19 protein-coding genes, 2 tRNA genes and 4 pseudogenes are annotated in these 25,972 nt (G+C 35.5%); 13 read left to right on the top strand and 12 right to left on the bottom strand.

The genetic code is table 11. The annotated features are described in order from the left end of the window. Positions 1-66: 66 nt before the first annotated feature. Both def and ACEL90_RS03025 read left to right on the top strand, forming a co-directional pair. A complete protein-coding gene (gene def, locus ACEL90_RS03030) occupies positions 67-606 on the top strand; it encodes a peptide deformylase (protein WP_423349263.1) in 540 nt (179 codons plus the stop codon). Continuing rightward, positions 596-1,417, top strand: coding sequence for a uracil-DNA glycosylase (locus ACEL90_RS03025; RefSeq protein WP_423349262.1), 822 nt, complete (start codon positions 596-598; stop codon positions 1,415-1,417). The genes def and ACEL90_RS03025 overlap by 11 nt, the downstream gene beginning before the upstream one ends. A 651-nt stretch (positions 1,418-2,068) precedes the next feature. On the opposite strand, the gene ACEL90_RS03020 is transcribed toward ACEL90_RS03025, so the two are convergent. Continuing rightward, complete coding sequence (locus ACEL90_RS03020; RefSeq protein WP_423349261.1) at positions 2,069-3,037, bottom strand: WD_0033/WD_0034 family tandem repeat-containing protein; 969 nt, start codon at positions 3,035-3,037, stop codon at positions 2,069-2,071. A gap of 655 nt (positions 3,038-3,692) precedes the next feature. Between ACEL90_RS03020 and ACEL90_RS03015 the strand changes: the two genes are divergently transcribed. From ACEL90_RS03015 to gatC, 3 genes are all read left to right on the top strand, one after another. Then, positions 3,693-4,559 carry an ankyrin repeat domain-containing protein gene (locus ACEL90_RS03015; RefSeq protein ID WP_423349260.1) on the top strand — a complete coding sequence of 289 codons (867 nt, stop codon included), beginning with the start codon at positions 3,693-3,695 and terminating at the stop codon, positions 4,557-4,559. Between the two features lie 303 nt (positions 4,560-4,862). Beyond that, positions 4,863-5,789: a ribose-phosphate diphosphokinase gene (locus ACEL90_RS03010; protein ID WP_155968767.1), complete on the top strand. Its 927-nt coding sequence runs from the start codon at positions 4,863-4,865 to the stop codon at positions 5,787-5,789. Continuing rightward, entirely contained in the window at positions 5,779-6,132 is a 354-nt protein-coding gene (gene gatC, locus ACEL90_RS03005; RefSeq protein WP_010962323.1) for an Asp-tRNA(Asn)/Glu-tRNA(Gln) amidotransferase subunit GatC, read from the top strand. Before ACEL90_RS03010 ends, gatC begins: the two co-directional genes overlap by 11 nt. A 41-nt stretch (positions 6,133-6,173) precedes the next feature. On the opposite strand, the gene ACEL90_RS03000 is transcribed toward gatC, so the two are convergent. The 7 genes and pseudogenes from ACEL90_RS03000 to ACEL90_RS02970 form a co-directional block, all read right to left on the bottom strand. Beyond that, positions 6,174-7,436 carry a Tol-Pal system protein TolB gene (locus ACEL90_RS03000; RefSeq protein WP_015588777.1) on the bottom strand — a complete coding sequence of 421 codons (1,263 nt, stop codon included), beginning with the start codon at positions 7,434-7,436 and terminating at the stop codon, positions 6,174-6,176. Positions 7,437-7,441: 5 nt separating this feature from the next. Next, positions 7,442-9,076 (bottom strand): ribonuclease J, encoded by a 1,635-nt coding sequence (locus tag ACEL90_RS02995; protein WP_423349259.1) that lies wholly within the window; start codon positions 9,074-9,076, stop codon positions 7,442-7,444. 192 nt (positions 9,077-9,268) lie between these two features. Next, positions 9,269-10,402: a molecular chaperone DnaJ gene (gene dnaJ / locus ACEL90_RS02990; protein WP_423349258.1), complete on the bottom strand. Its 1,134-nt coding sequence runs from the start codon at positions 10,400-10,402 to the stop codon at positions 9,269-9,271. Between the two features lie 82 nt (positions 10,403-10,484). Then, positions 10,485-10,562, bottom strand: a tRNA-Arg gene (locus ACEL90_RS02985). 42 nt (positions 10,563-10,604) lie between these two features. After that, positions 10,605-11,522 (bottom strand): hypothetical protein, encoded by a 918-nt coding sequence (locus ACEL90_RS02980; RefSeq protein WP_423349257.1) that lies wholly within the window; start codon positions 11,520-11,522, stop codon positions 10,605-10,607. Positions 11,523-11,736: 214 nt separating this feature from the next. Continuing rightward, positions 11,737-12,048: pseudogene (locus ACEL90_RS02975) on the bottom strand (Rpn family recombination-promoting nuclease/putative transposase); the annotation flags it as partial. 154 nt (positions 12,049-12,202) lie between these two features. Then, a pseudogene (locus ACEL90_RS02970) lies at positions 12,203-13,496 on the bottom strand (IS4 family transposase). 312 nt (positions 13,497-13,808) lie between these two features. Here ACEL90_RS02970 and ACEL90_RS02965 point away from each other — a divergent pair. Beyond that, positions 13,809-14,126: a WD_0736 family protein gene (locus ACEL90_RS02965; protein ID WP_010082444.1), complete on the top strand. Its 318-nt coding sequence runs from the start codon at positions 13,809-13,811 to the stop codon at positions 14,124-14,126. Positions 14,127-14,132: 6 nt separating this feature from the next. Here the strand turns inward: ACEL90_RS02965 and ACEL90_RS02960 are convergent, their stop codons facing one another. Together ACEL90_RS02960 and ACEL90_RS02955 are read right to left on the bottom strand one after the other, a co-directional pair. Further along, entirely contained in the window at positions 14,133-15,404 is a 1,272-nt protein-coding gene (locus ACEL90_RS02960; protein ID WP_010962800.1) for a M16 family metallopeptidase, read from the bottom strand. Then, a complete protein-coding gene (locus tag ACEL90_RS02955; RefSeq protein WP_423349256.1) occupies positions 15,401-16,021 on the bottom strand; it encodes a superoxide dismutase in 621 nt (206 codons plus the stop codon). The genes ACEL90_RS02960 and ACEL90_RS02955 overlap by 4 nt, the downstream gene beginning before the upstream one ends. 778 nt (positions 16,022-16,799) lie before the next feature. Between ACEL90_RS02955 and ACEL90_RS02950 the strand changes: the two genes are divergently transcribed. From ACEL90_RS02950 to ACEL90_RS02930, 5 genes are all read left to right on the top strand, one after another. Continuing rightward, complete coding sequence (locus ACEL90_RS02950) at positions 16,800-18,206, top strand: cytochrome ubiquinol oxidase subunit I (protein WP_423349286.1); 1,407 nt, start codon at positions 16,800-16,802, stop codon at positions 18,204-18,206. Continuing rightward, a complete protein-coding gene (cydB, locus tag ACEL90_RS02945) occupies positions 18,199-19,221 on the top strand; it encodes a cytochrome d ubiquinol oxidase subunit II (RefSeq protein WP_010962802.1) in 1,023 nt (340 codons plus the stop codon). The genes ACEL90_RS02950 and cydB overlap by 8 nt, the downstream gene beginning before the upstream one ends. A gap of 251 nt (positions 19,222-19,472) precedes the next feature. Continuing rightward, positions 19,473-20,357 carry a GTPase Era gene (gene era, locus ACEL90_RS02940; RefSeq protein ID WP_423349255.1) on the top strand — a complete coding sequence of 295 codons (885 nt, stop codon included), beginning with the start codon at positions 19,473-19,475 and terminating at the stop codon, positions 20,355-20,357. After that, positions 20,350-21,171, top strand: a complete 822-nt coding sequence (locus tag ACEL90_RS02935) for a 3'-5' exonuclease (protein ID WP_423349254.1) — start codon at positions 20,350-20,352, stop codon at positions 21,169-21,171. The genes era and ACEL90_RS02935 overlap by 8 nt, the downstream gene beginning before the upstream one ends. A 207-nt stretch (positions 21,172-21,378) precedes the next feature. After that, complete coding sequence (locus ACEL90_RS02930) at positions 21,379-23,310, top strand: WD0745 family porin (protein WP_423349253.1); 1,932 nt, start codon at positions 21,379-21,381, stop codon at positions 23,308-23,310. Here ACEL90_RS02930 and ACEL90_RS02925 read toward each other — a convergent pair. Beyond that, complete coding sequence (locus ACEL90_RS02925; protein ID WP_423349252.1) at positions 23,285-23,548, bottom strand: hypothetical protein; 264 nt, start codon at positions 23,546-23,548, stop codon at positions 23,285-23,287. The genes ACEL90_RS02930 and ACEL90_RS02925 overlap by 26 nt on opposite strands. A gap of 399 nt (positions 23,549-23,947) precedes the next feature. On the opposite strand from ACEL90_RS02925, the pseudogene ACEL90_RS02920 reads away from it, so the two are divergent. Together ACEL90_RS02920 and ACEL90_RS02915 are read left to right on the top strand one after the other, a co-directional pair. Then, positions 23,948-24,688, top strand: a pseudogene (locus tag ACEL90_RS02920) (baseplate hub protein); the annotation flags it as partial. A 31-nt stretch (positions 24,689-24,719) separates the two neighbouring features. After that, positions 24,720-24,806: transfer RNA gene (locus tag ACEL90_RS02915), tRNA-Ser, on the top strand. A gap of 106 nt (positions 24,807-24,912) precedes the next feature. Here the strand turns inward: ACEL90_RS02915 and ACEL90_RS02910 are convergent. Continuing rightward, a pseudogene (locus ACEL90_RS02910) lies at positions 24,913-25,831 on the bottom strand (IS5 family transposase). Positions 25,832-25,972 lie beyond the last annotated feature (141 nt).

The raw sequence follows: 25,972 nt of genomic DNA, 5'->3' as shown, positions 1-25,972 counted from the left end.
AGCAACATTTTAATATACACTAAATTCTGGACAAAAGGAAAAGCAAAACATAGAATTATAATTTTTATGTCCATATTACCAATTGTAATTGCCCCTGATGAAAGACTAATCACACGTGCCAGTGAAGTAACAGATACAAACGATAAAATTAAAGAATTAGTAAACGACATGTTCGAAACTGTGTACGATGCAGAAGGTCTTGGCCTTGCTGCAGTGCAAGTTGGAGTGTTAAAGAGAATTTTTGTTGTGGATGTTCAGCTAGAAACAATTGAAAATGAGCCAGCAGGATATGAATCAACTGGCAAATTTTGCATGATTAATCCAGAAGTTACGGAATTATCTGATGAACAAGTGACTCTCAAGGAAGGGTGCCTTTCAATTCCAGAGCAAAGCTATGAAATTAAGCGTCCAAAGTATTTAACTGTGAAATACAGAGACTTAAATAACGAAGAACAGACGCTAAAAGCTAGTGGTTGGCTTGCAAGGTGTATTCAGCATGAATTAGATCACTTAAACGGCATATTATATATTAGACATTTATCTAAATTAAAGTATGATATGGCCATGAAAAAAGCACAAAAGGTTAAAAAGCATTATGAGCAATAAAGACCTAGAATTATTAAAATTTTACCATGAAGTGGGCGTTGATTGCACACTAATGGAGGGTGAAGAGGAAAAAAAATTGGAGAGCAAAGAGAGTGTACAACCCTCTGTTATCCAAACTGGGACCAAGAAGAAAGATGCAGATACGCGCTGGGGTGACACTAAAGATGGAAAAGACATGTTTCCAAGTGACTGGATAATCGAAGCAAGGAAACTTGCAAGCAAATGTAATAGTGTGGATGAATTAAGAAGTGCAGTTGAATCATTTGAAGGTTGTGAGATAAAAAAAACTGCAACTAATACTGTCTTTTCCGATGGTAATCCAAATGCAAAAATTATGCTCGTTGGTGAAGCTCCAGGAGCAAATGAAGACCTTCAAGGCATACCATTTTGTGGTGCAAGTGGAACGTTGCTCGATAAAATGTTAAATGCAATCAATCTTGATCGCACTAAGGTATACATAAGCAATACTGTATTTTGGCGCCCACCTGGCAATAGAAAGCCAACCGACCTAGAGCTTGATATGTGCAGACCATTTGTTGAGAAGCATGTTGCACTAGTTTCACCGCAAATTCTAATTTTAGTCGGGGGAATCGCATGTTATAGCCTTCTTGACAGCACAAAAACTATATCGAATTTGCGTGGCAGATTTCATACGTACACTAACCAATATTTGTCCAATTCAATCACCACAGCCGCTATATTTCATCCAGCCTACCTACTTCGCCAACCAGCACAAAAACGTTTAGCCTGGGAGGACTTGAAGAAGATTAGGGAGTATCTTGATAACACCAATAACTGCACAAATACCTAATAAAGTGGTAGACCTCTTGCATAGTTTTTTGCAGCATGTTAACAATCGTTAGAAACGAAAAAACTTACTTGACACCCTCCGCCAGCGCCCTTATCATGATGGTGAAGCTATTGTATTTGCTTTCGCCAATCTGCAGATTAAAAGGTAAGGATTACTTAATGTATCGGCGTCTTATGTTCAATTTTTTGCAGTATATAGATACTGTATGTCTTTACAAAACTTCATCTACATCTAGATTTTTATCTAAATAAGCTGAACGCGCTTATAAAGCGTTACAAGACATCAAAAAATGCCAATACTCGACAGAGATAGTAAAAGACTAGCTAACTCGGGGATTCTTTGTCTTTTTTTTCTGCTTAGTAAATTTCTTAAACATTTGCAGCGTAGGTTAGTTGCAATTAAAAGCGGCTTAATCTTGCTTGTCAAGCGTTTAAAACATAAAAAACGCCAATATTTTAAAGCGGATAATAACCACGGGGCTTCTTTTGCCTTTTTTTTATTTGGTAAATTTCTTAAACATTTATGGCTAAACGACAATCGTCATCCCGCAGCGGGATCTAGAGATACCGCGGCGGTATGACGTAGGGAAACCTTTCTTGGGTTAGCTATAAAACTAATCAGCATCTTGTTTAGCACTATATAAATTAAGTTTCACAAATATAGTGCTAAACCTTGAAAATATGTTATAGCTACTTCTTCCAATTTAGTGGTGGGTTTTGACAGTACACATGTTATTTTACTAGCTACCAACTCAAGTGTCACAGAAGTTGCAATCATTTTAAATGTCACAGAAGTTGCAATCACTGCATTTATATTCTGTACTTTAACATTTACTCTACTTTCTATTAGAGGCTTTACCCCCCTTACATCATTACGTACAGCAGTATGATTTATTTCATTTTCAATTCCACTACTATGCTGCAACAAGATATCCCCATTAACTTTTATTTCAACATTTTTGTCACTACTACCATTGTTAAAATTTAATCCCTCATCTCTTCTACTTTGTCTTTTTTCTTTTAATTTTAATTCAGTTTCTCTTTTATCAAGGGTAGGAAATGGGATGTGAGTTTTTTCCTGACCATCTTGATTTATAGCTCTTGTTGTATTAAAAGCTTCGTTGCTTTTACATGATATTGTATAAGTAAGTGGTGTGTAGATTTTTTCTTCACTATCTGGATATTTTATAGTTATTGTTGCATTAAGAATGTCTTTCAGAATATCATTTTCTCTAGCTATGTCTAAAATTTTTTGAATAACTTTGCGATCATGTAATGCGGCAAGTAACTTATCAGTTACTTTTTGATTATTTTTATGTTTTATGGTTATTGTTGTGTTAAGAATGTCTTTCAGAATACCGTTTTCTTTGGCTACTCTTAACATTTTCTCAACAGCTATACTATCTTTACGTAGTATAGCATAAGCAAGTGATATAATAGTTGGTTCTTTACCCCGATGTTTGCTTACTTCCGTAGTAAGAATCCTTTGTTTTTCCTTTTCAGATATTTTTTCTAGTTCTTCAGCAATGCTACTTTTTTTGCCTTCTATTTTTGATGCTAATTTTAAAATACTTTTTTCATCTTTCTCTTTCAATTTCGAATCGTTTACCTGATGAGTCATTTTTTTCTCAAGGTCTTTCTTATTAAACTAAGCATAACATTTTCTCTCTTCGTGGTTATAATATTTGCTTTTATGAATCAGTTGTGTTGATAACGTATTAATTGCATAGTTCAGACATTGTTTTATAAAGCAAAATTTTAGTAGACCACCTTACAAGAACGTTTCTTGCTAATTCTGAATCCGAAAAAAGGACGCAGTAAAGTTATTTGTAAGGGAAGAATGAAACTTGTAGCTATAGCTAAACTGACTTACGATAATTTGAAAAACCGTCATCCCGCTGCTTGTTAGCGCTTACTATTACCCACAAATATAAATGTTTGTTGCATAGCTCTTAATGGCATAACTTTTGCTTGAAATAACTGTTTATATGGTGCAATTTACAGCTTTTAGTTGCTAAAATTATAACTCTTAGTTTAATAATTTTAATCTAATAAGCTTTCAGGTTAATAAAATTAAATTATTTGAGTAAATACAATATTATGTTTTTATTTGTGGGTAATAGTAAGTTGTTAGCGGGATCTAGAGATACCGCGGCGGGATGACGGTTCGCGGCGGGATGACGATAAGCTCGTCATCCTGCTACATTAATATTGTATTAATAAAAACTTAATAATAATCCTTAATAATATATGAACTAACATGTTCGCAATTTTGTATGACAGAGAAAACAAAAGATGGATATGCTTCCTTATACGTTGCAATTCAGGAAGGTAATATTGAAGCTGCAGAACTACTAATAAAGTGTGGCACAAACGTCAATGATCATTATGAACGCAATCGTACGCCACTGCATATTGCCATCGGACGCAAACAATTAGAAATAGCAAAATTGCTGATAAAAAATGGAGCAAACGTTAATGCAAAAACTCAAAATCATGGTAAAGATGATCTAACACCAATGCACTTTGCAGTTTTTGCAAATACGCCAGAATTTATAGAATTACTAGCTAGCCATGGTGCATTGATTAATGAAAGAGAAAGCACCGAAGGGTATACTCCTCTTCACTTTGCTGCTTTATATGGGAACAAAAATATAATACAAGCCTTAATTGATAAGGGACAAGATATTGAAGATGTGGACAATAATGGGCGAACAGCTCCGTTTTTAGCTGCTAGGCAGTGCACTGAAGCAGAAGATGATAGCAGAATAGAAATTATCAAGTATTTGATAGACAAGCTCAAAGCAGATGTAACAAAGAAAGACAATAATAACAATGCAGTACTCTTTCCTGCCGCTAATAATTGCCCTGGAAAAGTGGTAGAATTCATCATTGAGCAATATATAAAAATCTTTGAGTTAGAGAATTTTATCAACCACAAAAATAATGATGGAATGGATGCTTTGGATATTGCGCTGAATAGTGGAAACGAGAAAGCTATTGAAGTATTAAGATCATATGGAGCAGATATCAAGAATAAGGTAGATGGTAGCATTCAAAAAATTACTGCAGAAAAACCAAGTAGTACCCTAGACAGAGCAGAAAGTGCAGAGGTAGCGCCTCCAATTAAGCAAAGAGTATAAAACTTTTTATAAAGCGATTATAAATTTCAGTAAGTTGCAGAGGCTCTACAATGGGAAGTGTAGTATGTTAGCAGATACAAATGACTAGATAAATTATATTTCATTAAAGTCATTTATCTTGAAACATAAGCAGGATTTTGTATAGTTGTTTCAATTTGGGTCTGTATATTGAAACAACGCGTGAAAATGACAGGTCATTGTACAAGAGGTACCTAATTCACCGACAAGAATGCTAGATAAAGACACTTACATTTCAATTATTTTACAATTTCTGTATAATCTTAAAAACTCAATTAGTGCGTTATGAAGATAATAATAGGTAATGCTAGTAAGGAATTAGGGGAATCAGTAGTTAACCGGCTAGATGTTCAACCATCCTCTGCTTGGATATCAAAGTTTACCGATGGCGAGGTAAATGTAGAAGTAGCAAATGATCTATATAATCAAGAAGTATATATAATACAATCTCTTTCTCCCCCTGTGAATGATAACCTTATGGAGCTTCTGCTCATAATTGATGCAGTAAATAGATTAGGAGCCAAAAGGATAGTAGTAATTATTCCTTATTATGGATATAGCAGGCAAGATAGAATTATCAAGAACAATAATGTGCAGTCTGCTTTAAGTGCCAAATTAGTTGCAAATCTTATTCAAACTGCAGGTGCAAGTAGTGTTGCAGTTATTGATTTGCACTCAAGTCAAATTGAAGGATTCTTTGATGTACCGATAACTAATTTGAACTGCTTTGAAGCATTTGTTGACTCTATACACACGGAAAATTTGGCAATTGTTGCACCTGATGTTGGAGCAATTGGTAGAGCACGTGCTTTTGCAAAGACTTTAGAGGAAAAGTACAAGATAGGGTTAAGTGATAAGATTATTGTAGTAGATAAATATAGGGAGAAAGCAGGCACATCTCAAGTAATGAACATAATAGGGGAAGTTGCAAACAAAAATTGTGTCATTGTTGATGATATAGTTGACTCTGGTGGAACATTGTGTAATGCAGCTCTTGCTTTAAAAAGTTACGGAGCAAAGTCCGTAACTTCATGCATCACACACGGTGTGCTTTCAGGAAGTGCAGTTGAGAAAATCTCTTCCTCTTCTTTAGATAAATTAGTGATTACGGATACCATACTTCACAAACTTGAAAAAACTGGTAAAATAGAAGTTGTTTCGGTTGTAAATATTTTAACTCACTTCATCCAAGGAGGTAGAAATGCCAGCTAAGTCAACAGAAGACGTTATTACTTCACTAATAGAATTTGCAAATAAGAGAAAAATAACAATTACCAAGGAAGAAATGCTTAAAATTGCACAGCTTGTAAGGATTAAGTTATCAAATGACGAGATTGATCACTACTCCAAAGAACTGACAATGCTGGATTGGATACACGATACTTTATTGCAAGTTAATACTGAAGGTGTTTCTCCTATGCGTTATGGCAGTATAGACAAGGACATTCATGTACGCGATGATGTTATAAATTCTCAAAACATTAAAAAAGAGATATTGTCCAATACAAAACCTGAGCATGGGTATTTCGTAGTGCCAAAGGTTATAAGCAATTAAAGTAAAATAAGGCTCATATCAAATCTATAATAGATCTACTTTCAAAAATAAGACCAATCCGGTAAAGAAGCATTTGTGGGAGTGGAAACCATTTTTTGATTTTTCTTTACTAAGTCTACTAAATATAGTTTAGAGTTGCTTGGTGATTCTGTTCTTGTAAAAATGATTTCTCTACCATTTGGTAGCCATGCCGGGGATTCAATTTTATGCCCCTCTGAAAGCAGACGTTCTTCTTTGCCATCTGGCTTCATAACTCCTATGTAAAATTTTCCTGACTGAATCTTTGTAAAAGCTATCAGATCTCCTTTTGGCGACCAAACAGGCGTAGCATATCTTCCACTCCCAAAACTAATTCTTTTAGGTTTTTTACTTTTGTTAGTAAAATCGATAACGTACAGTTGCTGACTCCCACTTATATCAGAACTAAAAGCCATATACTTTTGATCTGGAGAAAAAGAGGGAGAAGTGCTTATAGCTGAACCTTTAGTAATTTTTTTTGTTCGTTTACTACTTAAATCCAAAGATAATATATTCGTTTCACCACCCAATGAGTGGGAAATTAAAAGAGATTTACCATCGGGAGAAAATCTTGGTGCAGAAACAACTCCTTCAAATGCGCTGATTATTGATTCAGTGTTATCTTTTAAATTTTTTAATATTATATAACTTTTACCATTTGCGTACGAGATATAAACAATACCCTTTCCATTTGGTGAGAATCTCGGTGTTGACACAAATCTATCGCCATTTGTTAAGTATTTTATATTACTTCCATCTTGATTCATCACAGCAATTTTACGCACAGATTTGTAGTTGCTATCTTTTTCTTCAGCGATATACGTGATTTTTGTGTTGAAGTGCCCTTTCTCACCAATTAATCTATCATGTATCACATCCGAAACGAGGTGACCAATTTTTCTCCAGTCTTTTGCTGGAAAAACAACTGACTGAGTAAGTAATTCTCTTTTTGTAAAAGTGTCAAATAAACGAAATGATAGCTCTAATGCACTACCAGATATTTCGCTTAAACTTACTGTGACTACAGTATCGCTTTTCCAAGATTTAGATTCAGCTTCCGCGCCACGTTTTACATTAAATAAGCCACAATTAGATAAATTTGTTCCTATTACCTTTGCAATATTTTCGCTTAATTCGCTTTCCAACGCTGTTTTACATGTACATTTAGATACAACAAGACCAATGTTACCAACACTGCTTTTTTTTATATCAACATATAAAGCAGCTTTTGTAAAATAAGGAATAAATAACGAAATAAATAACACCAGATGAACGAATAGCTTCATTCATTTCATACCTGTTCTATCTGAACCTCAATTATAGGCCTTTTTAGTAAATATTCCTTTAAGATACTCAATATTGAACTTTCAATCTTATTTTTAATTTTTTTTGTTGGCTGCAAACTAAACAACAACTCAACTTTCTTGACAATTTTCTGTATGGTAGCTGCATCTTCTAGCACTTCAAAAACACCAGGTACAAATACTTTTGGTTTAGCAAGCAATTTATTTTTCTTGTTTACAACTGCTGTTACCACAATAACTCCGGCATCTCTCATTCTTTTACGCATTTTTATAACACTGCTCTCCGGATGACGTAGCAGCATACCATCAATACCAAAGTAGTCAACATCAATTGAATCAACCTTTTCTCCGTTCTCCAAATTAACAATATCACCTGGTGCAATCATTATTGCTTTTGCCACACCGCACTCTTTAGCAAATTTTACATGTGCATGCGTGTGAATATATTCGCCGTGAACTGGAATAGACATCTTCGGTTTTATTAAAGAATACATTTCCTTTAGCTCTTCTCTTGTTGGATGCCCAGAAGCATGAACATGCTCTGTTTTTTCAGTAATAACTTCTACCCCCATCTCAATAAAGGCATTGAGCATGTTGTGCGCACGAGTTTCATTTCCAGGAATGATTTTTGACGAAAAGATCATGGTATCACCTTGCTGCATTTTAAATGCTTGATGACTCTTAGCAGCAAGTCTTGCGGTAGCTGCCAGTGGCTCACCTTGACAACCTGTGCAAAGTAGCACCAGTTCTTCCCTTGGAAAATTTACTGCTTCCTTTGCTTCAAGAAACTGAGGAGAATCAGTTAAATAACCACTACCTTGCGCAACTTTCACTATTCTCCATAAAGATCTACCAAGTAAAACTACTTTTCTATTTAGTGCTTTTGCAGCTTGGCTTATCGTTTCAATTCGTGCCACACTTGAAGCGAATAGCGAAACAGCAACTAATTTTTTAGACCGCTTTATTATGTTATAAATATTATTATAAATTTCACCTTCTGACTCAGGGTGATGCTTGCTTAATATATTGGTTGAATCGCAAATTGCTGCAAGCAGGTCACCCTTATCGCCAATTTCTTTTAGACGCTCCATATTAGAAGTTAATCCAACAACAGGTTTTGGATCAAATTTCCAGTCTCCGGTATGGAGTGCACTACCCATTTCAGTGCTAATTAATATTGAATTTGCCTCAGGAATTGAATGAGTTACATTTATAAACTCGACGGTAAAAGGACCCAAATTTATGCTGCCATTTATGTCTACCTCTTTCACAGGCACTATACCTTCCAATCGAAATTCTTTTAGTTTCTCTTTAAGAAAATTAACCGTAAACTTTGTTGTATATATGGAGCACTGCAACTCTTCCCACAAGTGGGGCACTGCACCGCAGTGGTCCTCATGTGCATGTGTAATTATTATTCCAAGTAAATCTTTTTTTCTTTGAGCAATAAAATCTATATCAGCAATGAGTAGCTCAACACCTGGCATAGTTTCATCTGCAAAACCAACACCAAGGTCGATCATAATCCACTTACCTTGGTAATGATATAGGCTAACATTCATCCCGATTCTTCCTACTCCCCCAAGCGGAAGAAATAAAAACTCATTTTTGTTTATATTCATTAAATTTAAATTATTAAAACCTGAGAATAGCAAAACTTCGACCTTAAATAAAGAAATTTATTGCTTTTACATAGTTTTAAGGAACTAAGAAGTTTCTGTTGGCTAATAATAACACTATTGTTAAGTTTTCCATTAATAGGGTCAAAGAATTGCAGGATTAAATGAAAACCCGTAAACAGTTACCCCTTTATGTCATTTAGCAGATTTCTTATTTTTTTTTACTTTACTAAAAAACCCTTCAGATTGCTGTTGTACACTTGCATTTTCCTCTTCTTCAAGCGCTTTTAATAGTTCAATTTGCTTTTTAGTTAAATTTTTTGGATTTAAAGTCTCAACTATTACCTGTACGTATAAATCACCACGAGCACGTGAGTTCATATATGGCATACCCTTTTCCCTACAACGTAGTTTGGTACCAGTTTGAGTGCCTTCAGGGACCTTTACTTTTATTTTAGCTCCATCAATTGATTGAATATCGATTTCACCACCAAGCACTGCTAGTGTCATTCTTATAGGCACTTTACAGTGTAAATCTGCTTTATTTCTAGCAAAGACTTTATGGAAAATTATTTTCACGTATACGTATAAATCTCCACTTTTTCCACCTTTTGTTCCAGCTTCTCCTTTACCACTTATCCTTACCTTAGCTCCTTCTTCTATGCCTTTTGGAATTGAAACGGATATATTTACTTCATCTCTTCTACGTCCACTTCCACCACATTTCTTACATTTGTTTTGTATTATTTCTCCTTCCCCATAGCATGTAGTACATGTTCTTTCGATGGTAAAAAAGCCTTGTTGAGTTCTAATCCTACCGCTTCCCTGGCATGTGTGGCACTGAACTGGTTTAATTGCTCCTTCGCCACCTGTGCCTTGGCATGTATCACATTTTACATTTGTCACATAATGTATAGGCGCTTGTATTCCTTTAAATGCATCTTCTAAGGTAATTTCAAGATCATAACGTAGGTCTGCTCCAGATACTCCTGTTGTACTTCTTTTTGCTCTCGATCTACTTGCACCACCACCGAATCCTCCACCAAAGAAGTCATTGAATATGTCGCTAAAATCTCCTGCAGAGCTAAAGCCTTGAAATCCACCAGAAGCACCTTCGTGGCCATAACGGTCATAGCCTGCCCTTTTCTCAGAGTCAGACAGAACTTCATATGCAGCTGTTACTTCTTTAAATTTTTCCTCTGCTTCTTGATTGCCAGGATTTCTATCAGGATGATATTTTAACGCTAATTTTTTATACGCTTTTTTTATCTCATCAATACTGGCACTTCTGCCTACTTCCAGTAGCTCATAGTAGTCTTTTTTGCTCATATATAATAGTTTAGTGCTTAACCTTTAAAGATAGGTATTGCATATATTAATTTCAAGTGTGACTTCTGCTTCCTATAAAATGTGGTGCACCCTGAGCGACTTGAACGCCCGACCTTTTGATCCGTAGTCAAATGCTCTAATCCAACTGAGCTAAGGGTGCTTTCATAAAGTTAACTTTAGCAGATTTTGTGGCTTGATTCAATTAATTTGGCCAATAATAAGACCATTGATTTCTATCATACGTGAACCCCTCACAATTCTCAAACTGCCGTTTCGCATTAGAATTATCAAATTCACTACGAGGAGGAGCAGTTGGAGTAGTATTAGGATCTTGAGAAAAGCAAGGAGGTGGTGCATCATAACGAGAATAATCTCCATAACCATGCCCTTGTCTAAGATAGCTATCTACCGCTCCTTTAGCTTTCTCGATATTTTCTGACTCTTCCTCATGCTTCATATGAAAAGCTAAACCACCAGCAAAACACACAAGAGAATTAGCGCCAAGGATAACTAAACCCCACGCTGATAAGACTGGGTAAACAGCACAAGCTACCAAAGCTGCCAAAGAAACAGCGCCAACCGCAAATTCTATATTTCTGAACGTTTTAAATTTACTATCCAGGTAATCTATTTTTTCTTCTTTTCTAGCCACTTTTCTGCTTCTGTTATACCAAAAACACATAACAGCATGGAAAGCAACACACACAACTACAGCTACTATACTTAAAGCTAATAACTTTCTATCTTCTTCTCTGCTTTGACGGCTATCACTAATGAAACCAAGGTTATTTATAACTGTAGTATGATCATCAAACAGGCCGCGAAGTAGTAAATAATCCCAAAAATCTAAACCTCTATCATCGTATACGTGTAGTCCGAGGGCCTGTAGGTTGTGTGTTATCCCTGCGTCATATCGACCATTTCTGCTTCCTGTATCGCGCCTATTGCTTGAATTTCGATATGTAAATTCTTCATACACATTTTTAAAATTCTCCTCGCTCCAAGTTGAATTCGGTGTATTACTACAACGCCGTAGAAACCCTCCAATATTATTATCATTACCTAATTTCTTTATATAGGCTAACGCATACCTTTTTAAAACACTATCACTTGCTACCACAAATACCTCCTTAAGTTAGGATTAAATTAATAAATATTCGTTATAATAAGATAACATCTACTTGTCAACTTGAGCCTGATTCAAGTATCCGTTCAGAGTGTGGCAGAAGAACTTATTCAAATAAAGTAGGTGGTAAAATATAAACATTTTATAAAGTGAAAAATGGACTTTTTAGGCCACTGCCGAGCTAAAAAAGCCCTGAAAACCGTGATACTTAGGCCACTTCTTGCTTAAGCTGTACAATTTCAGCTTGAGAAAGGCCAGTGGATTCAGCTATTAAATTAACAGATACACCAGCTTTAAGTAAATTTTTTGCAACTTCGATTTTTCCTTTCTCTATACCTTCCTCAAGTCTGTATTCAAGAATGGCTTCTTCCTTACGTAGATCCATTATTCTTTCTTCATATGCTACTAAATCTTTTTCATTCCAGCTAAACCTGTCTAATTCATCGTAGGCTAACTTTATTATTGGTGCTTTTTCTGCTATTTTCCTTAAGTCTTCTTCCGTAGTTTCATCTGCATATTGTTGTCTAAGTGAAGAAGGTCGCCCCTCCTCACTCGACTTCAAAACCGTACGTGAGACTTTGCGCCTCATACGGCTTCTCTCCAATTTGGTGCTTTTCATGCACACCTCCTGTATAATTCATCGTGACAATGTCCATGTAACCATACGCGTCAAGTTAAGAGATTGTGAGCAAATTTAGAGAGGTTAAAGTGGATACTCTAGCCCTTCTACGTTTGTCTTTTAATGAAAATCGCGACCAAGTTATAGTGAGTTTTTTAAGAAATGCTTTTAAACTATTAATTTTGGTTAATACTAAAAATAACTCTCTAACCCGCCTTTTTAGCTCAATAAATGCCTTTGTTAAGCTAAGTTCTGTATTCTTTTTCACTTCTGTGCAACCAACTATGCCGTGAAATATAAGAATTGCGCACAATTTAGCATATAGTTCACATAATACTCTGCATGGCTTTCCTTTTAGCTTATCAAGCCTGGTATGGCTTTTATACAATTTAAATAATAACTCAATTTGCCACCTTACTCTGTAAATCGTTAATACTTGCTCAGCACTAATTTTATTTTCTGGAACATTAGTTATAAATATTGACCAGTTCAACAATTTTTGATTTCTTTTAGAGGATGTATATCCCTGCGATCTTGCTAATCTATTAGCTTTCCTTCTTCTGGCCATATTCAGTTAGTTTCTGACATATAATTCTTACTCTAATTTTTGCTTCTTTTCCTAACAATACCTCGTTTTCTAAAAATAACTTATCCTCTAAACATTCTAATAACTCCATTTTTTGATTTGTTTCTACATCATATATGTTGGTATCAACGACTTATGAAATAAGCTCCTATTTCATTGATTTGTTTAAAAGAACTTGGCACAAAATAACCGAGATCAGATATTAGCAAATCATTGCTTAATATATTACTTAAATGTTTCCTATATCCCTGGTCTGATCTTACCCCCTCCGTTAAATTAAGTTGGTCTATTATCTGATTCATGTAGTCGAAAACTAATTGTAACTTTATTCCAGACTTAGTATTGCTTTCATAGCCACTGTAGCTAGTACCATAACCTTTATACATCTCTTCCATACTGTTAGGTATAGCTACTGTCCAATAATTTAACACTATTAAATTGCTGTAAGATTTTGCAACCAACTTGCAAGATATTTTTAAAGAGAATCACAGATTCATTATACATCCTTTTCATAAATTCCACTGCTTCTTCAGTAAATCTAAACTTGTTTTGTTATATCTATCGAGTCCTCGTTTAGTAATTGAAACATTGTTTCTACGCTACAATTATCAACTCCTATATTACCCAAGACCATGGCTTTTACGAATGATGAACCTTTTAGCTTTCTCTTTCTTTTTATAAACCTTGTTGTAATTGAGATTTTCTCTGCTTTTTCATTAAAAAATTCTTTGAGCTTTTTTGATAAGCAAGTTATTTTATTCATTGGTTCTCTCACTAAAAGTATATCTGGGAGAACTTATACCTTATTATTCTATCTCTTTCATACCTTTATTTCCTTAACTTGACGCGTATGGATACCACTACACTGTGAATTATACACCTAGTTCATATTTTTCTACGCTTATTTTATATTCCCTAAAACAGAAAAAGCCTTCCTCTTCCTACTCTTTCTTCCTTGGCTAATCCATAGTTAGCGTCTTTTGCACATGTGCGTTGCATTTTTTAATCTTCTTTAAAAACTTGACAATACATGACAACACTGGTATGCTAAAAATATAGTTTTTGTGAGGTATTTATGGTTAACAATAAAGAAAAACATCAAATAGCGTTTTGCGTTTCAGCCGTTACATTCTTAGCTGGATTATCATTAATCGCAACTGCAATTGCAGTGGGTACCGTACCTGCTATAGCTGCTTGTCTAGTGATAGGAGGAATTTTGACTGTCTTGTCTGGTGTGCAAGCAGTAGAAAGCTATTTATTTTTACGAAACAGCGAGAAAACTTTGAATAAACTGATAAGTAATATACGCGATGAACCAGAAAGTAAACTTTTTATAGAGAGGATTTTGCAACCGTTCATTGAACTTTTTAGTGAGCTTAAGCAACATAATTAAAGTACACTAAGCTTTAAGCATAGAAACCACTTTATCGTAACTTGGCAATGATTCAATTTCTCCAATTGCAGCTAGAGTGGTTTTTTCATGCTGAGATAACAATTCTTCTGCTGCTTTTTTTACGTTAGCAGTGGTAACTGCACTAATTTTTTCTATTAATTCATTTTTACTGATGTACCTATTATAGTTACCGTAGTAGTGTCCCAATGTTTCAGCACGTGAGCTAACACTTTCGCGTGACATTAAAATTTGGGATTTTACTCGCTCTTTCACTCTATTTACTTCTTCTTCCTTCAGATCATCTGTAGACAACTTCTTCAACTCTGTCGTTATAGATTTTAAAAGCTTATCTAAGTTACTACTGTCTGTACCAGCAAAAATGGAAAACATTCCTGTATTAGTATAGCTGGAATTAAATGAATAAACAGAGTAAGCTAATCCCTGCTTTTCCCTTACTTCCTGGAATAAACGTGATGACATTCCGCTCCCTAATATAGAATCAAGCACTTGAAACGTGTGATATTTATCGTCATGGCGAGAAACACTAGGTAGACCAATTAGCAAGTGTACCTGATCTAATTTACGATGTTCTAAATACTCACCACCAGTACAGCTCGCATTTTGGCTTTTTTTCAGCTTTTTAGAATGAATCTTTGAGAGAAAATCTTTGGTTAATGCAACAACTTCTTCATGTTCAACATTTCCTGCAACGGCAAATAGCATATTCTCACCAAAGTAATGCTCATTTATGTAATTATCTAGATCTCCTCGAGTAAAAGATTTTACAGTATTTTGCGTGCCTAAGATTGACCTACCAAATGGTTGGTCTTTATAAGCTGCCTCAAAATATTTGTCGAAAATAATGTCACTTGGTGAATCATTAGTTTGAAAAATCTCTTGTATTACAACACCCTTCTCACGTTCCAATTCATCTTCTGGAAACGTGGAATTCATCAATATATCTATTAATATATCAATACCAGTTTTTATGTCTTTCTTGAGGACCTTTGCATAATAGGTGGTGCTTTCCCTACCGGTGCTAGCGTTGAAAACTCCACCTATGTCATCAAAAGCTTTTGCAATTTCAAAGGCAGTTCTTGTCTTCGTCCCTTTGAAAGCCATGTGTTCTAAAAAATGGGATATTCCATTTTGCTTTGCACTTTCTGCTCTACTGCCAACACCAACTCGTATGCTTAAAGCTACGGAATCAATATCACGCACCTGCTCAGTTATTATGCGCAGACCATTATCTAATTTTGTTACCCGGGGTATATTCATCTCATATATTCTTCTAAGTTCTCTTCTGCAAAATCCCAATTAATCAAATGATCAAGGAAAACTTTTATGTAGTCAATTCTACGGTTTTGACAATCTAAATAATAGGCGTGCTCCCACACATCCATAGTGAGTAGTGGCACTTGGCCATAAATTATTGGCAAATCTGCATTTGGAGTCTTGGTGATTTTGAGCTTTCCTAACCTACCTTTTTCGAGCACTAACCATACCCATCCACTGCCAAACTGGCTTACTCCATGACTCAAAAATTCTTCATAAAATTTATCAAAGCCACCGATATCGTCTTGAATTTTTTTTGCTAAAAGACTACCATCTTTAGGCTTACCACCACCATTTTTTTTCATTGAATTCCAATAAAAAGTATGGTTCCAAACTTGTGCTGCATTATTAAATATAGGCAAGTTGCCGCTATTACCATGCACTTTTGTTATTAATTCTTCAATTTTTACATGTTGATAATCTGTATTTTCAACTAGCTCGTTGAGTTTATTTAAATATCCTTTATGGTGCTTATCATAATGAAAATCTAAGGTTTTTGCAGATATATAAGGCTCCAAAGCTGTTTTATCGTATGGTAATTCAGGTAAAGTAAAACTCATAAAAACCTCTTTATTTCTAACCTACTTGGATAGTAGGGCAATATATGCTTTTGTGCAACATATAATTAATAGCTAAAACATTTAGGTATCTATTGCATTATTCTAAATTATACTACAATAACGATTATTATATAAGCCATAGAAATGGATTAAATGCAAAAGTTACTTGACACCCTTCGCCAACCCCCTTATCATGAAACTGAAGCTATTTATTTATCTTCTCTGTACAGATTAAGTGACAAAAAAAACTCACGTATCTGGCGTCTCGTGCTTAATTTTTTGCACTATGTGCACCTTATGTCTTTAAAATTTCTACCTATATAAGCTGAAACGCGCTTATAAAGCGTTTAAAACATAAAAAACGCCAATATTTTAAAGCGGATAATAACCCCAGGGCTTCTTTTGCCTTTTTCTCCGCTTGGTAAATTTCTTAATGTTTATACGGAAGGTGTCATTCCAGCGCGTGACGCTGGAATCCAAAAAAAAGGATGATGTCATCCGAGTAGCTGACACTGGGATGACAAAAAAAAGGAGCACTGGGATGACATCATAGGGGCGCTGGCCTGACAATCGTCACTCCGCTACGTGTTAGCGGGATCTAGAGATACCGTGACGGTATGACAAGGGAGAACAGTTGTATTCCTGCACAATTTATTCTCATGACAAAAACGTCTTAACTTTCTCTCTACTTTTTCTGGGTAAGGTCAATTTTGTGAAAAAATGGATTGAATTATAGGCAGATTTGGCTATTATTTGTAATACATGGGTATTAGGTAAAATGTTTAAATTTGATCCTTTATCATTAGCTCGAATTCAGTTTGCCTTCACAATAGGCTTTCACATTATATTTCCTGCTTTCACGATCGGGCTTGCAAGTTTTCTAGCCTTTTTGGAATGGTGTTGGCTTAAGACTGGTGATACACGTTTCCGTGATGTTTATAAATTCTGGATCAAGATTTTTGCCGTTGCTTTTGGCATGGGGGTGGTATCTGGAGTTGTAATGTCATATCAACTTGGTACCAATTGGTCGATTTTTTCTGACCGCATAGCCAATGTTCTCGGCCCTCTATTTTCCTTTGAGGTTTTAACAGCCTTTTTTCTGGAGGCATCTTTTTTGAGTATTATGCTATTTGGATGGAATAGAGTAAGTTCTCGTATGCACTTTGCTTCTACTTGTATTGTTGCAGTGGGAACGCTTATTTCAGCTTTTTGGATTATTGCGGCCAACAGTTGGATGCAAACACCCGCTGGATTCACGATTGGTGAGAATGGTCTCCTATATCCAACCAATTGGTTAGAGATTATTTTTAATCCTTCTTTCCCTTATCGCTTTGTTCATATGGTAACAGCAGCCTATCTTACAACAGCTTTTGTGGTTGGTGGTGTAGGAGCATTTTATCTTTGGAGAAAACGACATGCTCCTCAAGCAAGAATTATGCTTGGTATGGCAACCATTATGGTAGCTTTAGCTGCACCATTTCAGCTGTTCATGGGAGATAGGCATGGATTAAATACACTAAAGCATCAACCTGCTAAGATTGCTGCAATGGAAGGTATATGGGAAACCGAAAAAGGGGCTGGCTTACTTTTATTTGCTTATCCGGATCAGCAAAATGAAATTAATCACTACGAGATAAAAATTCCTAATCTTGCCAGCTTGATCTTAACACATGATTTTTTAGGAGAAGTAAAAGGATTAAAGGAATGGAAAAAAGAAGATAGACCACCTGTAGTATGGGTATTCTGGTCCTTCCGTATAATGGTTGGAGTTGGAATTTTAATGATCATAATTGGGTCAGTAAGTGTTATACAGTATCTTCGTGGCAAATTATTCCAAAGTTGTTTCTTACATGGATGGTGGATATCAATGATGCCGTCTGGGTTCATAGCGTTACTTGCAGGTTGGTTTACTACTGAAATTGGCCGTCAACCTTACACTGTATATGGAATTATGCGCACAATTGAATCATTTTCATCTGCGATTACCGGTCCTCAGGTTGCATGGTCTTTGATTGCATTTATCGTTATGTATACCCTTATATTTGGAGCAGGTAGTTACTATATTCTGAAACTTATATACAAAGGAATTCCTGTCATTAAAGAAGAAGAGCAATTTTATAAACACGGTATTGGAGCTTCAGTGATTGATGCTGGTACATCTGGAAAGGACAACAATCATGTTTGATTTTTCTTCCTTAATTAATTTACCCCTAATCTGGGGATTACTAATTGCCATAGCTGTTTTACTGTATATTTTAATGGATGGGTTTGATTTAGGTATTGGTATTTTACTTCCTTTTGCACCGTCAGATAAATGCCGTGATCACATGATAAGCTCAATTGCACCATTTTGGGATGGAAACGAAACATGGTTGGTATTGGGTGGTGGAGGGTTGTTTGCTGCTTTTCCTCTTGCATATTCAATATTAATGCCTGCTTTTTATATTCCAATCATTATTATGCTGCTTGGCCTTATAGTGCGCGGAGTATCCTTTGAGTTTCGTTTTAAGGCAGAAGGAAAATACAGGCGATTATGGGATTATGCCTTTCATTTTGGGTCACTTGGTGCTGCATTTTGCCAAGGCATGATTTTAGGTGCATTTATACATGGTGTAGAAGTAAACGGACGCAACTTTTCTGGTGGCCAATTTGATTGGGCAAGTGCTTTTAGTGTAATGACAGGCATTGCTGTGATATTTGGATATGCACTTTTAGGTTCTACATGGCTCATAATGAAGACAGAAAATATAACACAAGAATGGGCACGCAAGGTTGCTTCTTATACGCTTGGTTTTGTAGGTATTTTCATGGGACTAGTGAGTGTAGTGACACCATTTTTAAATGAACGCATTAAAAACTTTTGGTTTAGCATGCCAAATTTTTATTATTTATTTTCTATTCCATTACTCACATCTTGGCTATTTTTCATGCTGTGGTTTGATCTTCAGAATACTAAACGGGAGTACCGTCCATTCTTTCTCAGTATTGCTATTTTTTTTATGGGATATTTAGGTTTAGGAATTAGTATCTACCCATGGATTATACCTTTTCAATATACCATTCTGGATGCAGCCGCTTCTGGGCCAAGTTTATCTTTAATGCTCATTGTTATAATACCGCTTTTACCAATCATTTTAACTTACACTGGTTATTGCTATTATGTCTTTCGTGGAAAATCAAATTATGAACACACATATTAAGGAGTTAGTGACCTTATGGTTAAAACGTTACCCTTAAATCAAGCAGTCGTTCAGGCAATGGCGTCAACTCAAGAACCTTCATTAGCAAACCCTCCTATGGATTTTCTGAAAAGTTTTTGAGTATATTGTATTTTTAATTTGTAGAATAAGTTTTTTTTCCTTTTTGCATGCTAACCAAAAAGGGTTCTGTCATCCTTCTTGTCATATAAGTAGCTTGACGCGGGCATTCAGTTTTCTTTATAATTTTCTTTGTGAAAGAACAAAAATGCTTATTTGTAACCATAGCTGGCTTACCAAATGCTGGGAAGTCTACATTAATTAACAGCATCATAGGCAAGAAAATTGCAATTGTCACCCCTAAAGTGCAAACAACAAGGACGCAAATAAGGGGTGTTGCAACATGCAACAACACACAAATTGTCTTTACTGACTCCCCAGGAATTTTCTCAGCAGAAACAAAACTTGAAAAAGCTTTAGTCAAATCTGCATGGTCGGCAGTTAAGGATAGTGACATCACTTTGTTGCTTGTTGATGTAAGCAATTATTTGAAAAATATAGAAAGAATTAAGACTATATTTATGCGGCTGCAGCGCACAAAAGGCAGATGCATTTTGGTTATCAATAAAACTGATTTGGTAAAAAGGCCTGAATTAAAGATGGCGCATGAGCATCTGAATTTGCTTTATAAATTTGAAAAGGTTTTTATGATATCAGCATTAAAGAATGATGGACTTTCTGATTTGATGAATTACTTGTCTGAAGTTGCATCGGTGAGCCCCTGGTTTTATGAAGAAGATCAAATAACCGATTCCTCGACAAATTTTTTATCAGCAGAAATTACGAGAGAAAAATTATTCTTGAACTTGCGTGAAGAATTGCCATACTCTACAGCTGTTATAACTGAACAATTTGAGGAAAAAAAAGATAAGAGTTTAGTCATCAAACAGATCATATTTGTGTTGAAAGATAGTCATAAAAAAATAGTACTAGGAAAAGATGGCAGTAATATTAAAAAAATTAATACCGAAGCGCGTGCTGAACTAGAAAAATTATTTGAGTGCAAGGTACACCTCTTTTTATTTGTGAAAGTGCGACCTTGGATCGACCGTCCGGAGGAGTATATAGGCAATGCTTAATTCTTTATTGGTATTTGATATTGAAACTATACCAGATGTAAATTCCTGCAAAAATTTACTCAATATTAGTGATGATAGTAGTGTAGAAGAGAAGAGGGATGCATTAACAAAATATCATCTTGAAATAACAAACGGGCAAAACTCTTTTCTGCGTCAGCCTTTTCACCTTGTTGTAGTTATTAGTTTTTTACTTTGCAATATAAGCTACCAGAGTGGTTATGAAGTGTTCACACTGCAAGAAATAAGATCTGGAGGCACACTAAATTCCAGTGAAAAGGAGCTAGTGAAAGGATTTTTTAACTACATATCAGAGAAAAAGCCAAGATTAGTTTCGTTCAACGGACGCACTTTTGATATACCAGTGCTGAAGTATCGTGCTATGGTCCATGGCATTCAAGCAGAATATTTTCATAAAGCTGGCGATAAGTGGAATAGTTACAATCAGAGATATAGCAGTGATTGGCATTGTGATTTGCTTGAATCCCTCTCTGATTTTGGAGCTTCTGCGAGAGTAAAAATGAACGAAGTTTGTGCAGCATTTAATCTTCTTGGTAAGATTGGAGTTGATGGGTCACAAGTTATGGACTTATACGATAGCGGCAAGATACAAGAGATTCGAGATTATTGTGAAACAGATGTAATTAACACTTATTTGATTTACTTAAGGTTCATGCATCATCAGGGAAGGATTACTACTGAAAGCTACAACAAAAGTGTGGAAGAGCTGCTTTTAGAGTGTGAAAAAAAAGAATACCTAAAGAAATTTAAAGAAGAATGGGAAAGAACTTGTGGTGGAAAAATTTTACTTCCATAGAATAAATAGTCGAGTTATAATGCACTAACAAGCGAACCTCTGTACTAAATTTTGGTTAATGTACACGTTGAGCATATTAAGAAAGTTGCTTTTAAGGTATTGCATTTTACTTTTATTTTCGTTATAAGGTTGCTTTAAGTTGAATTTTCAACGTTTTTATACTATTTACATTTAAGATATGATTTCGAAATTTTTTGGGGGCACTTCATGAAAAAGTCTATGTATACTAGAACTGCTCTAGTTTCTTTATTAACTTTATGTTCTTTCAGCAGTTTTGCAGCTGACTTTCCTGATGAGAGTATGAAGGAAATAAAAAAGCAAGAGAGCACAAAAACTTCTGGAAAAACAGAAGTTATGAAAACATCAAATAAAAAACTGAAAGAAAAGATGGACAGAATATGTAATGCTGATCCAAGAAAAAAAGCTGAAGAGCTTAAGAAAAAAGAGGAGATCAGGCTAGCAAATGAGAAAAAAGCAAAGCTTATAGAGGATTCAAAAGCGAAAGCTCTAAACGCTAAGAATTCTAATATAGAAAAAGGTAAAGTTTCAAAAACTAAGCGTTCTAAAACTAAGAATGCTAAAGTTGAAGCTAAAGATGTAAAGAAGGATATAAAAGTTGTTAACAAAAATACAGAGGAAAAAGGTAAGGCAAGTCCTGTTGTTTCAGTTGGTGGAGTTGATATTGTCGATACCAATCAAGGGCAAAGTAATTTAAGAATAACTTTTGGTGGTGTTGTTGATGTTCAAGGTTATGGCAAAGCTGGACCAAGTGGCGCAGATTATAAACGTTATAACGTTATGCCAAACAGATCTACAGAGTATTATAATGCCACTCCAGATATAACAAGAGGAGCAAATCCAATATTCTATGAAGGAATAGGAAATATTGGTGACTACAGCAACGATATGGGTATGATTGCTGACGCGATATTGCACCTCAGAGCAGAAAATAAGAATGAAGATTTAGGTCTTCTTTATGGTGCTGACGTGCAGTTTCATGTTCCAGTGACCGAAGGTAAGGGAGCTTCACAGGGTGTTTATGCTGCAAAAGGCAGAAGTGCGCATGTGTTTGTTAACTCAAAATATGGTGACGTGAAGCTTGGTTACCAATTTGGTCCTGAGGCTCTGATGAGGCTTGATGCAACAAGAATTGCGACTGTTGACGGAGCTGCAGATAGTGACTGGTTCAGAAAAGTGAACTTAGAAGGAAGCGCTGCTAGCTTTCCATTTTATGTAACACCACGTCTTTACACTGAAAGTTTTTCGAGTGAAAGTGAAAAATTCTCTTTCCGCATGGCAGGGAAATATAACAAAGGCGTTATGACTACACTGCCGTTTAGAGTTGCCTACTACTCACCAAATTATATGGGCGCAAGGTTTGGCATCAGTTATGCACCTCGTTATGATAGTAGCTTGTTTATTGTGAAAGAAAAAGAAGAGGAAAACGATAAGGTAAAAGATAAGATAAGGCATGTCGGTCCAGACTATGAGCACATATTAAGTGCTGGTGCATCATATGAATATGACTTTGATAAATATAATGTAAAAGTTAAAACTTCTGCAGTTGGTGAGTATGGCTTTCCAAAGCAACCAAGTAAAGATAAGCATCTTTATAAGGAATTTGTGGAGTATAATGACCTGATGGGTGTTAATTTTGGTGTAAGCGCTGATTATAAGATTAATGAAGATCAAGGCGTAAAGTTTGCTGCCTCTTTTGCATACTTGGGCAAATCTGGTCAACCGAAGGGTATTAAAAAATTAATTGGTGATACCTATACGGAAATTGATAGTAAAGATGCTACTGATGGCAAAAGAGTGGAAGGGCTGAAAGCTCAATTTGGTAAAGATAGTATAGGTACCATGTATTGGACTGTAGGAGCTGGGTATCAACATGAGAATATCTACACAAGTTTGACGTATTTTGGCAGCAGAATGAATGACAAAGATATGCTTCATGATGGCGCACTTGGCGTTCAATATGATCTGTCTCCTGCATGCAGTAAAAACAAATTTGTTCCTTACGCAGCTCTCCATTATTTTATGACTAACGAAACAGGTAAGCTGAAAGATGAGTCTGATGCTGATGTACCTTCTAACCAAGGAATTCTCCTTCTTACTGGTGTGAAGTTTTCTTTCTAACCAGCCAGTACACACCACAGTTAACTGTGGTGTATTCTTGTCTGTTAGTGTTTATTTGTCGATCAAATAAACATATGGTGTCCTCTCTCCTGTCGTCCCAGTGCGTGACACACAACTGTACGGACATTGTGATTTGAGGACACTCCACCAAGAAGGATGTCATCCCAGTGCCCAGACACTGGGATCCAGCTTTCCATGCAACTTCATCAAAAGCGTTTTTCAGCATAAGATCAGCCACTTTTTATGCTCACCAAATCAGTTTGCTTACTTACAAGCAAAATTTCCTGGATTCCAGTGTCAAGCACTGGAATGACATCCTATGGTCACCGGAATAACGCTTTATGGCTACTTATACCAATTCTCATTATTAGTGAATCAAATAAGCGATATTGTAGAGTTATTTAATTGTGGAGTGAGAAAGAAAGGCAATAGTATGGCTTTTTTTCCATTGTTATCTATCCGTTTATTGTGCAGTGGGAATTGGTATTAGATGATGAGAAAAGAACACACTGCCCTTATTCTACTGGCCGTATAGCTACTTTCAAATTTAATCAATTAAGCAGGAGGCCCCTATGCAAACCACACTAAAAATCATTTAGCTGGAGAATTACTTACCACTGCTACGTGCTGGAAATTAAAGCTCGCAGGTGGAGAAGTAATGGGATTCACTGACTATGATGAAGACTTAAATATTGATAATATACTCTATAAATCTTCAAGTGGATTTACAGCCAGTAGTATAATATTAAACAGCGATTTAAAGACTGATAATTTGGAAATTGAGGGAATATTAAATAGTGTTGATATCAAAGAAAAAGATGTTTTATCAGGAAAGTACGACTTTGCAAATATTGAGATATTTCTTGTGAATTATAAAGACTTGACCCAGGGAACAATGAATCTACATTCAGGAATTTTTGGTAAAGTGACATTAAGTAGTGGAAGATTTATTGCTGAAATTAGAGGGCTCTCAGCAAAGCTTGAGAGAAGCATAGCAGAATTATACTCTCCTGCATGCAGAGCACAATTTTGCGATGATAAATGTAAAGCCGATACTAAAAAATTTAGTAAAATAAGTACAATCACTAAAGTAATAGATGAAAGAAGATTTGAAGACACGAATTTAACTGAGAGTGATGAATATTATAAGCACGGAGTAGTAAAATTCTTTGGCTCAATAGCGTTTGAAGGTGTAGTAAAAGAATATAAAAATAAAGTAGTTACGTTGTTTACTTCGCCTCCATACCAAATTTTTGCTGGAGATAAATATTCAATACTCGCAGGTTGCGATAAAACATTTCCAACTTGCAGAAGCAAGTTTAACAATACTGTGAATTTTCGTGGTGAACCCTATATACCAGGTTTTTATATTGTTTAGCAGTACAATTTTCAATATTATGAATAAGCATGGAAAGGTGGCTGAGTGGTCTAAAGCACACGCTTGGAAAGCGTGCACATATGAAAATATGTCGGGGGTTCGAATCCCCCCTTTTCCGTATGTTACTTCTAGAATAGTATAAAACCCCCGGTCGCGCACACAACTGTACGAACATTGTAATATGGTACAATGTTACAACTATGCGGTGGTAATTTACGATAAATTCATGTAGCCATTTCAAATTTAGCCATACCAATGTCAGTAAATTGATTAAGCAAATAACACTTGAGTAGCAGTTCCTTCCCACGATTAATTTCAGATTTGTTCCGAAAATTAAACCCGAATGTTTGTTTCAGTCGCGAGAAAAAACTTTCTACATAAGATCTTTTTCCGTAGTTTGTTTGCCTTTTCCACCTCTTCATTCCATCTTCGCTGTATGACTTTATTAGTCTAATTGCAGCATTTCTCTCTGCCATACTTTGGATGCTCTGCTGCATTGTTTTTTTGGAGGAATTTTTATCTTTATGCCGCATTCATCACACAATTTATAGAGTTTATGTCTGTCATATGCTCTGTCTGCATATAGTGCTTTTATGGCATGCTGAAAATTAACTCCTTTAAGTAAATCGCAAGCTCCATAGTGATCAGACCGTTACTGTATTCTGCAGCTATGGCTTTTTTGCTGTTTATATTCAACATTACATGCAATTTTCTTGTCTGTTCATAGCCACGATATTTTCTGTCAGCGCTATTTTCCTTGCTGTGTGTTGTTATAAATGCTGATGCTTGTGCTATCTATGGCAATTTCGATATCTTCCATATTATTTTCTGCAATCATTGATCTTAATATTAAGTTTTTTTTGAAGCTTGCGAATAGCTGATAACTGCCAAATCTCTTCCTATTTGTTGCAAATATCCTTTTATAAACCCGACTGTTTGTCTTAAGCCAATTCTAAAAAGATTAACGATTATATGCACTAAAATCACAACTTTATCACTATAAATATAGTTGCCGCCCTGCATTTTTGGACTATTTTCATACCAATTTTCGATAGCTTTATCGATGTAACGAAAAATATTTCCTCTTTTTTCTAGAAATTTGTTATATTCATGGCAGTTACTAACTCTCATTTTTTGTGGCATATTTTTCCTTAAGCGGTTAAATGGCTATTTTATAATGAATTTTGTCAGTAGCCACCAGATTTTTTCAGTTGCGATGCAACAGAGCCATCCCAGTGTCAAGCACTGGGATGACAGGAAAAGAGGCTATTTGGATGACATCTT

The organism is Wolbachia sp. wLmal (assembly GCF_049435495.1).
Classification (GTDB): Bacteria; Pseudomonadota; Alphaproteobacteria; order Rickettsiales; family Anaplasmataceae; genus Wolbachia; species Wolbachia pipientis.
The sequence above is the reverse complement of the archived record's forward strand: the minus strand, read 5'-3'. Positions and strand labels throughout refer to the sequence as shown.

Coding starts and splice junctions, on each gene's coding strand:
- def (WP_423349263.1), top strand. CDS start 67: ATGTCCATATTACCAATTGTAATTGCCCCTGATGAAAGACTAATCACA.
- ACEL90_RS03025 (WP_423349262.1), top strand. CDS start 596: ATGAGCAATAAAGACCTAGAATTATTAAAATTTTACCATGAAGTGGGC.
- ACEL90_RS03020 (WP_423349261.1), bottom strand. CDS start 3,037: ATGACTCATCAGGTAAACGATTCGAAATTGAAAGAGAAAGATGAAAAA.
- ACEL90_RS03015 (WP_423349260.1), top strand. CDS start 3,693: ATGACAGAGAAAACAAAAGATGGATATGCTTCCTTATACGTTGCAATT.
- ACEL90_RS03010 (WP_155968767.1), top strand. CDS start 4,863: ATGAAGATAATAATAGGTAATGCTAGTAAGGAATTAGGGGAATCAGTA.
- gatC (WP_010962323.1), top strand. CDS start 5,779: ATGCCAGCTAAGTCAACAGAAGACGTTATTACTTCACTAATAGAATTT.
- ACEL90_RS03000 (WP_015588777.1), bottom strand. CDS start 7,436: ATGAAGCTATTCGTTCATCTGGTGTTATTTATTTCGTTATTTATTCCT.
- ACEL90_RS02995 (WP_423349259.1), bottom strand. CDS start 9,076: ATGAATATAAACAAAAATGAGTTTTTATTTCTTCCGCTTGGGGGAGTA.
- dnaJ (WP_423349258.1), bottom strand. CDS start 10,402: ATGAGCAAAAAAGACTACTATGAGCTACTGGAAGTAGGCAGAAGTGCC.
- ACEL90_RS02965 (WP_010082444.1), top strand. CDS start 13,809: ATGGTTAACAATAAAGAAAAACATCAAATAGCGTTTTGCGTTTCAGCC.
- ACEL90_RS02960 (WP_010962800.1), bottom strand. CDS start 15,404: ATGAATATACCCCGGGTAACAAAATTAGATAATGGTCTGCGCATAATA.
- ACEL90_RS02955 (WP_423349256.1), bottom strand. CDS start 16,021: ATGAGTTTTACTTTACCTGAATTACCATACGATAAAACAGCTTTGGAG.
- ACEL90_RS02950 (WP_423349286.1), top strand. CDS start 16,800: ATGTTTAAATTTGATCCTTTATCATTAGCTCGAATTCAGTTTGCCTTC.
- cydB (WP_010962802.1), top strand. CDS start 18,199: ATGTTTGATTTTTCTTCCTTAATTAATTTACCCCTAATCTGGGGATTA.
- ACEL90_RS02935 (WP_423349254.1), top strand. CDS start 20,350: ATGCTTAATTCTTTATTGGTATTTGATATTGAAACTATACCAGATGTA.
- ACEL90_RS02930 (WP_423349253.1), top strand. CDS start 21,379: ATGAAAAAGTCTATGTATACTAGAACTGCTCTAGTTTCTTTATTAACT.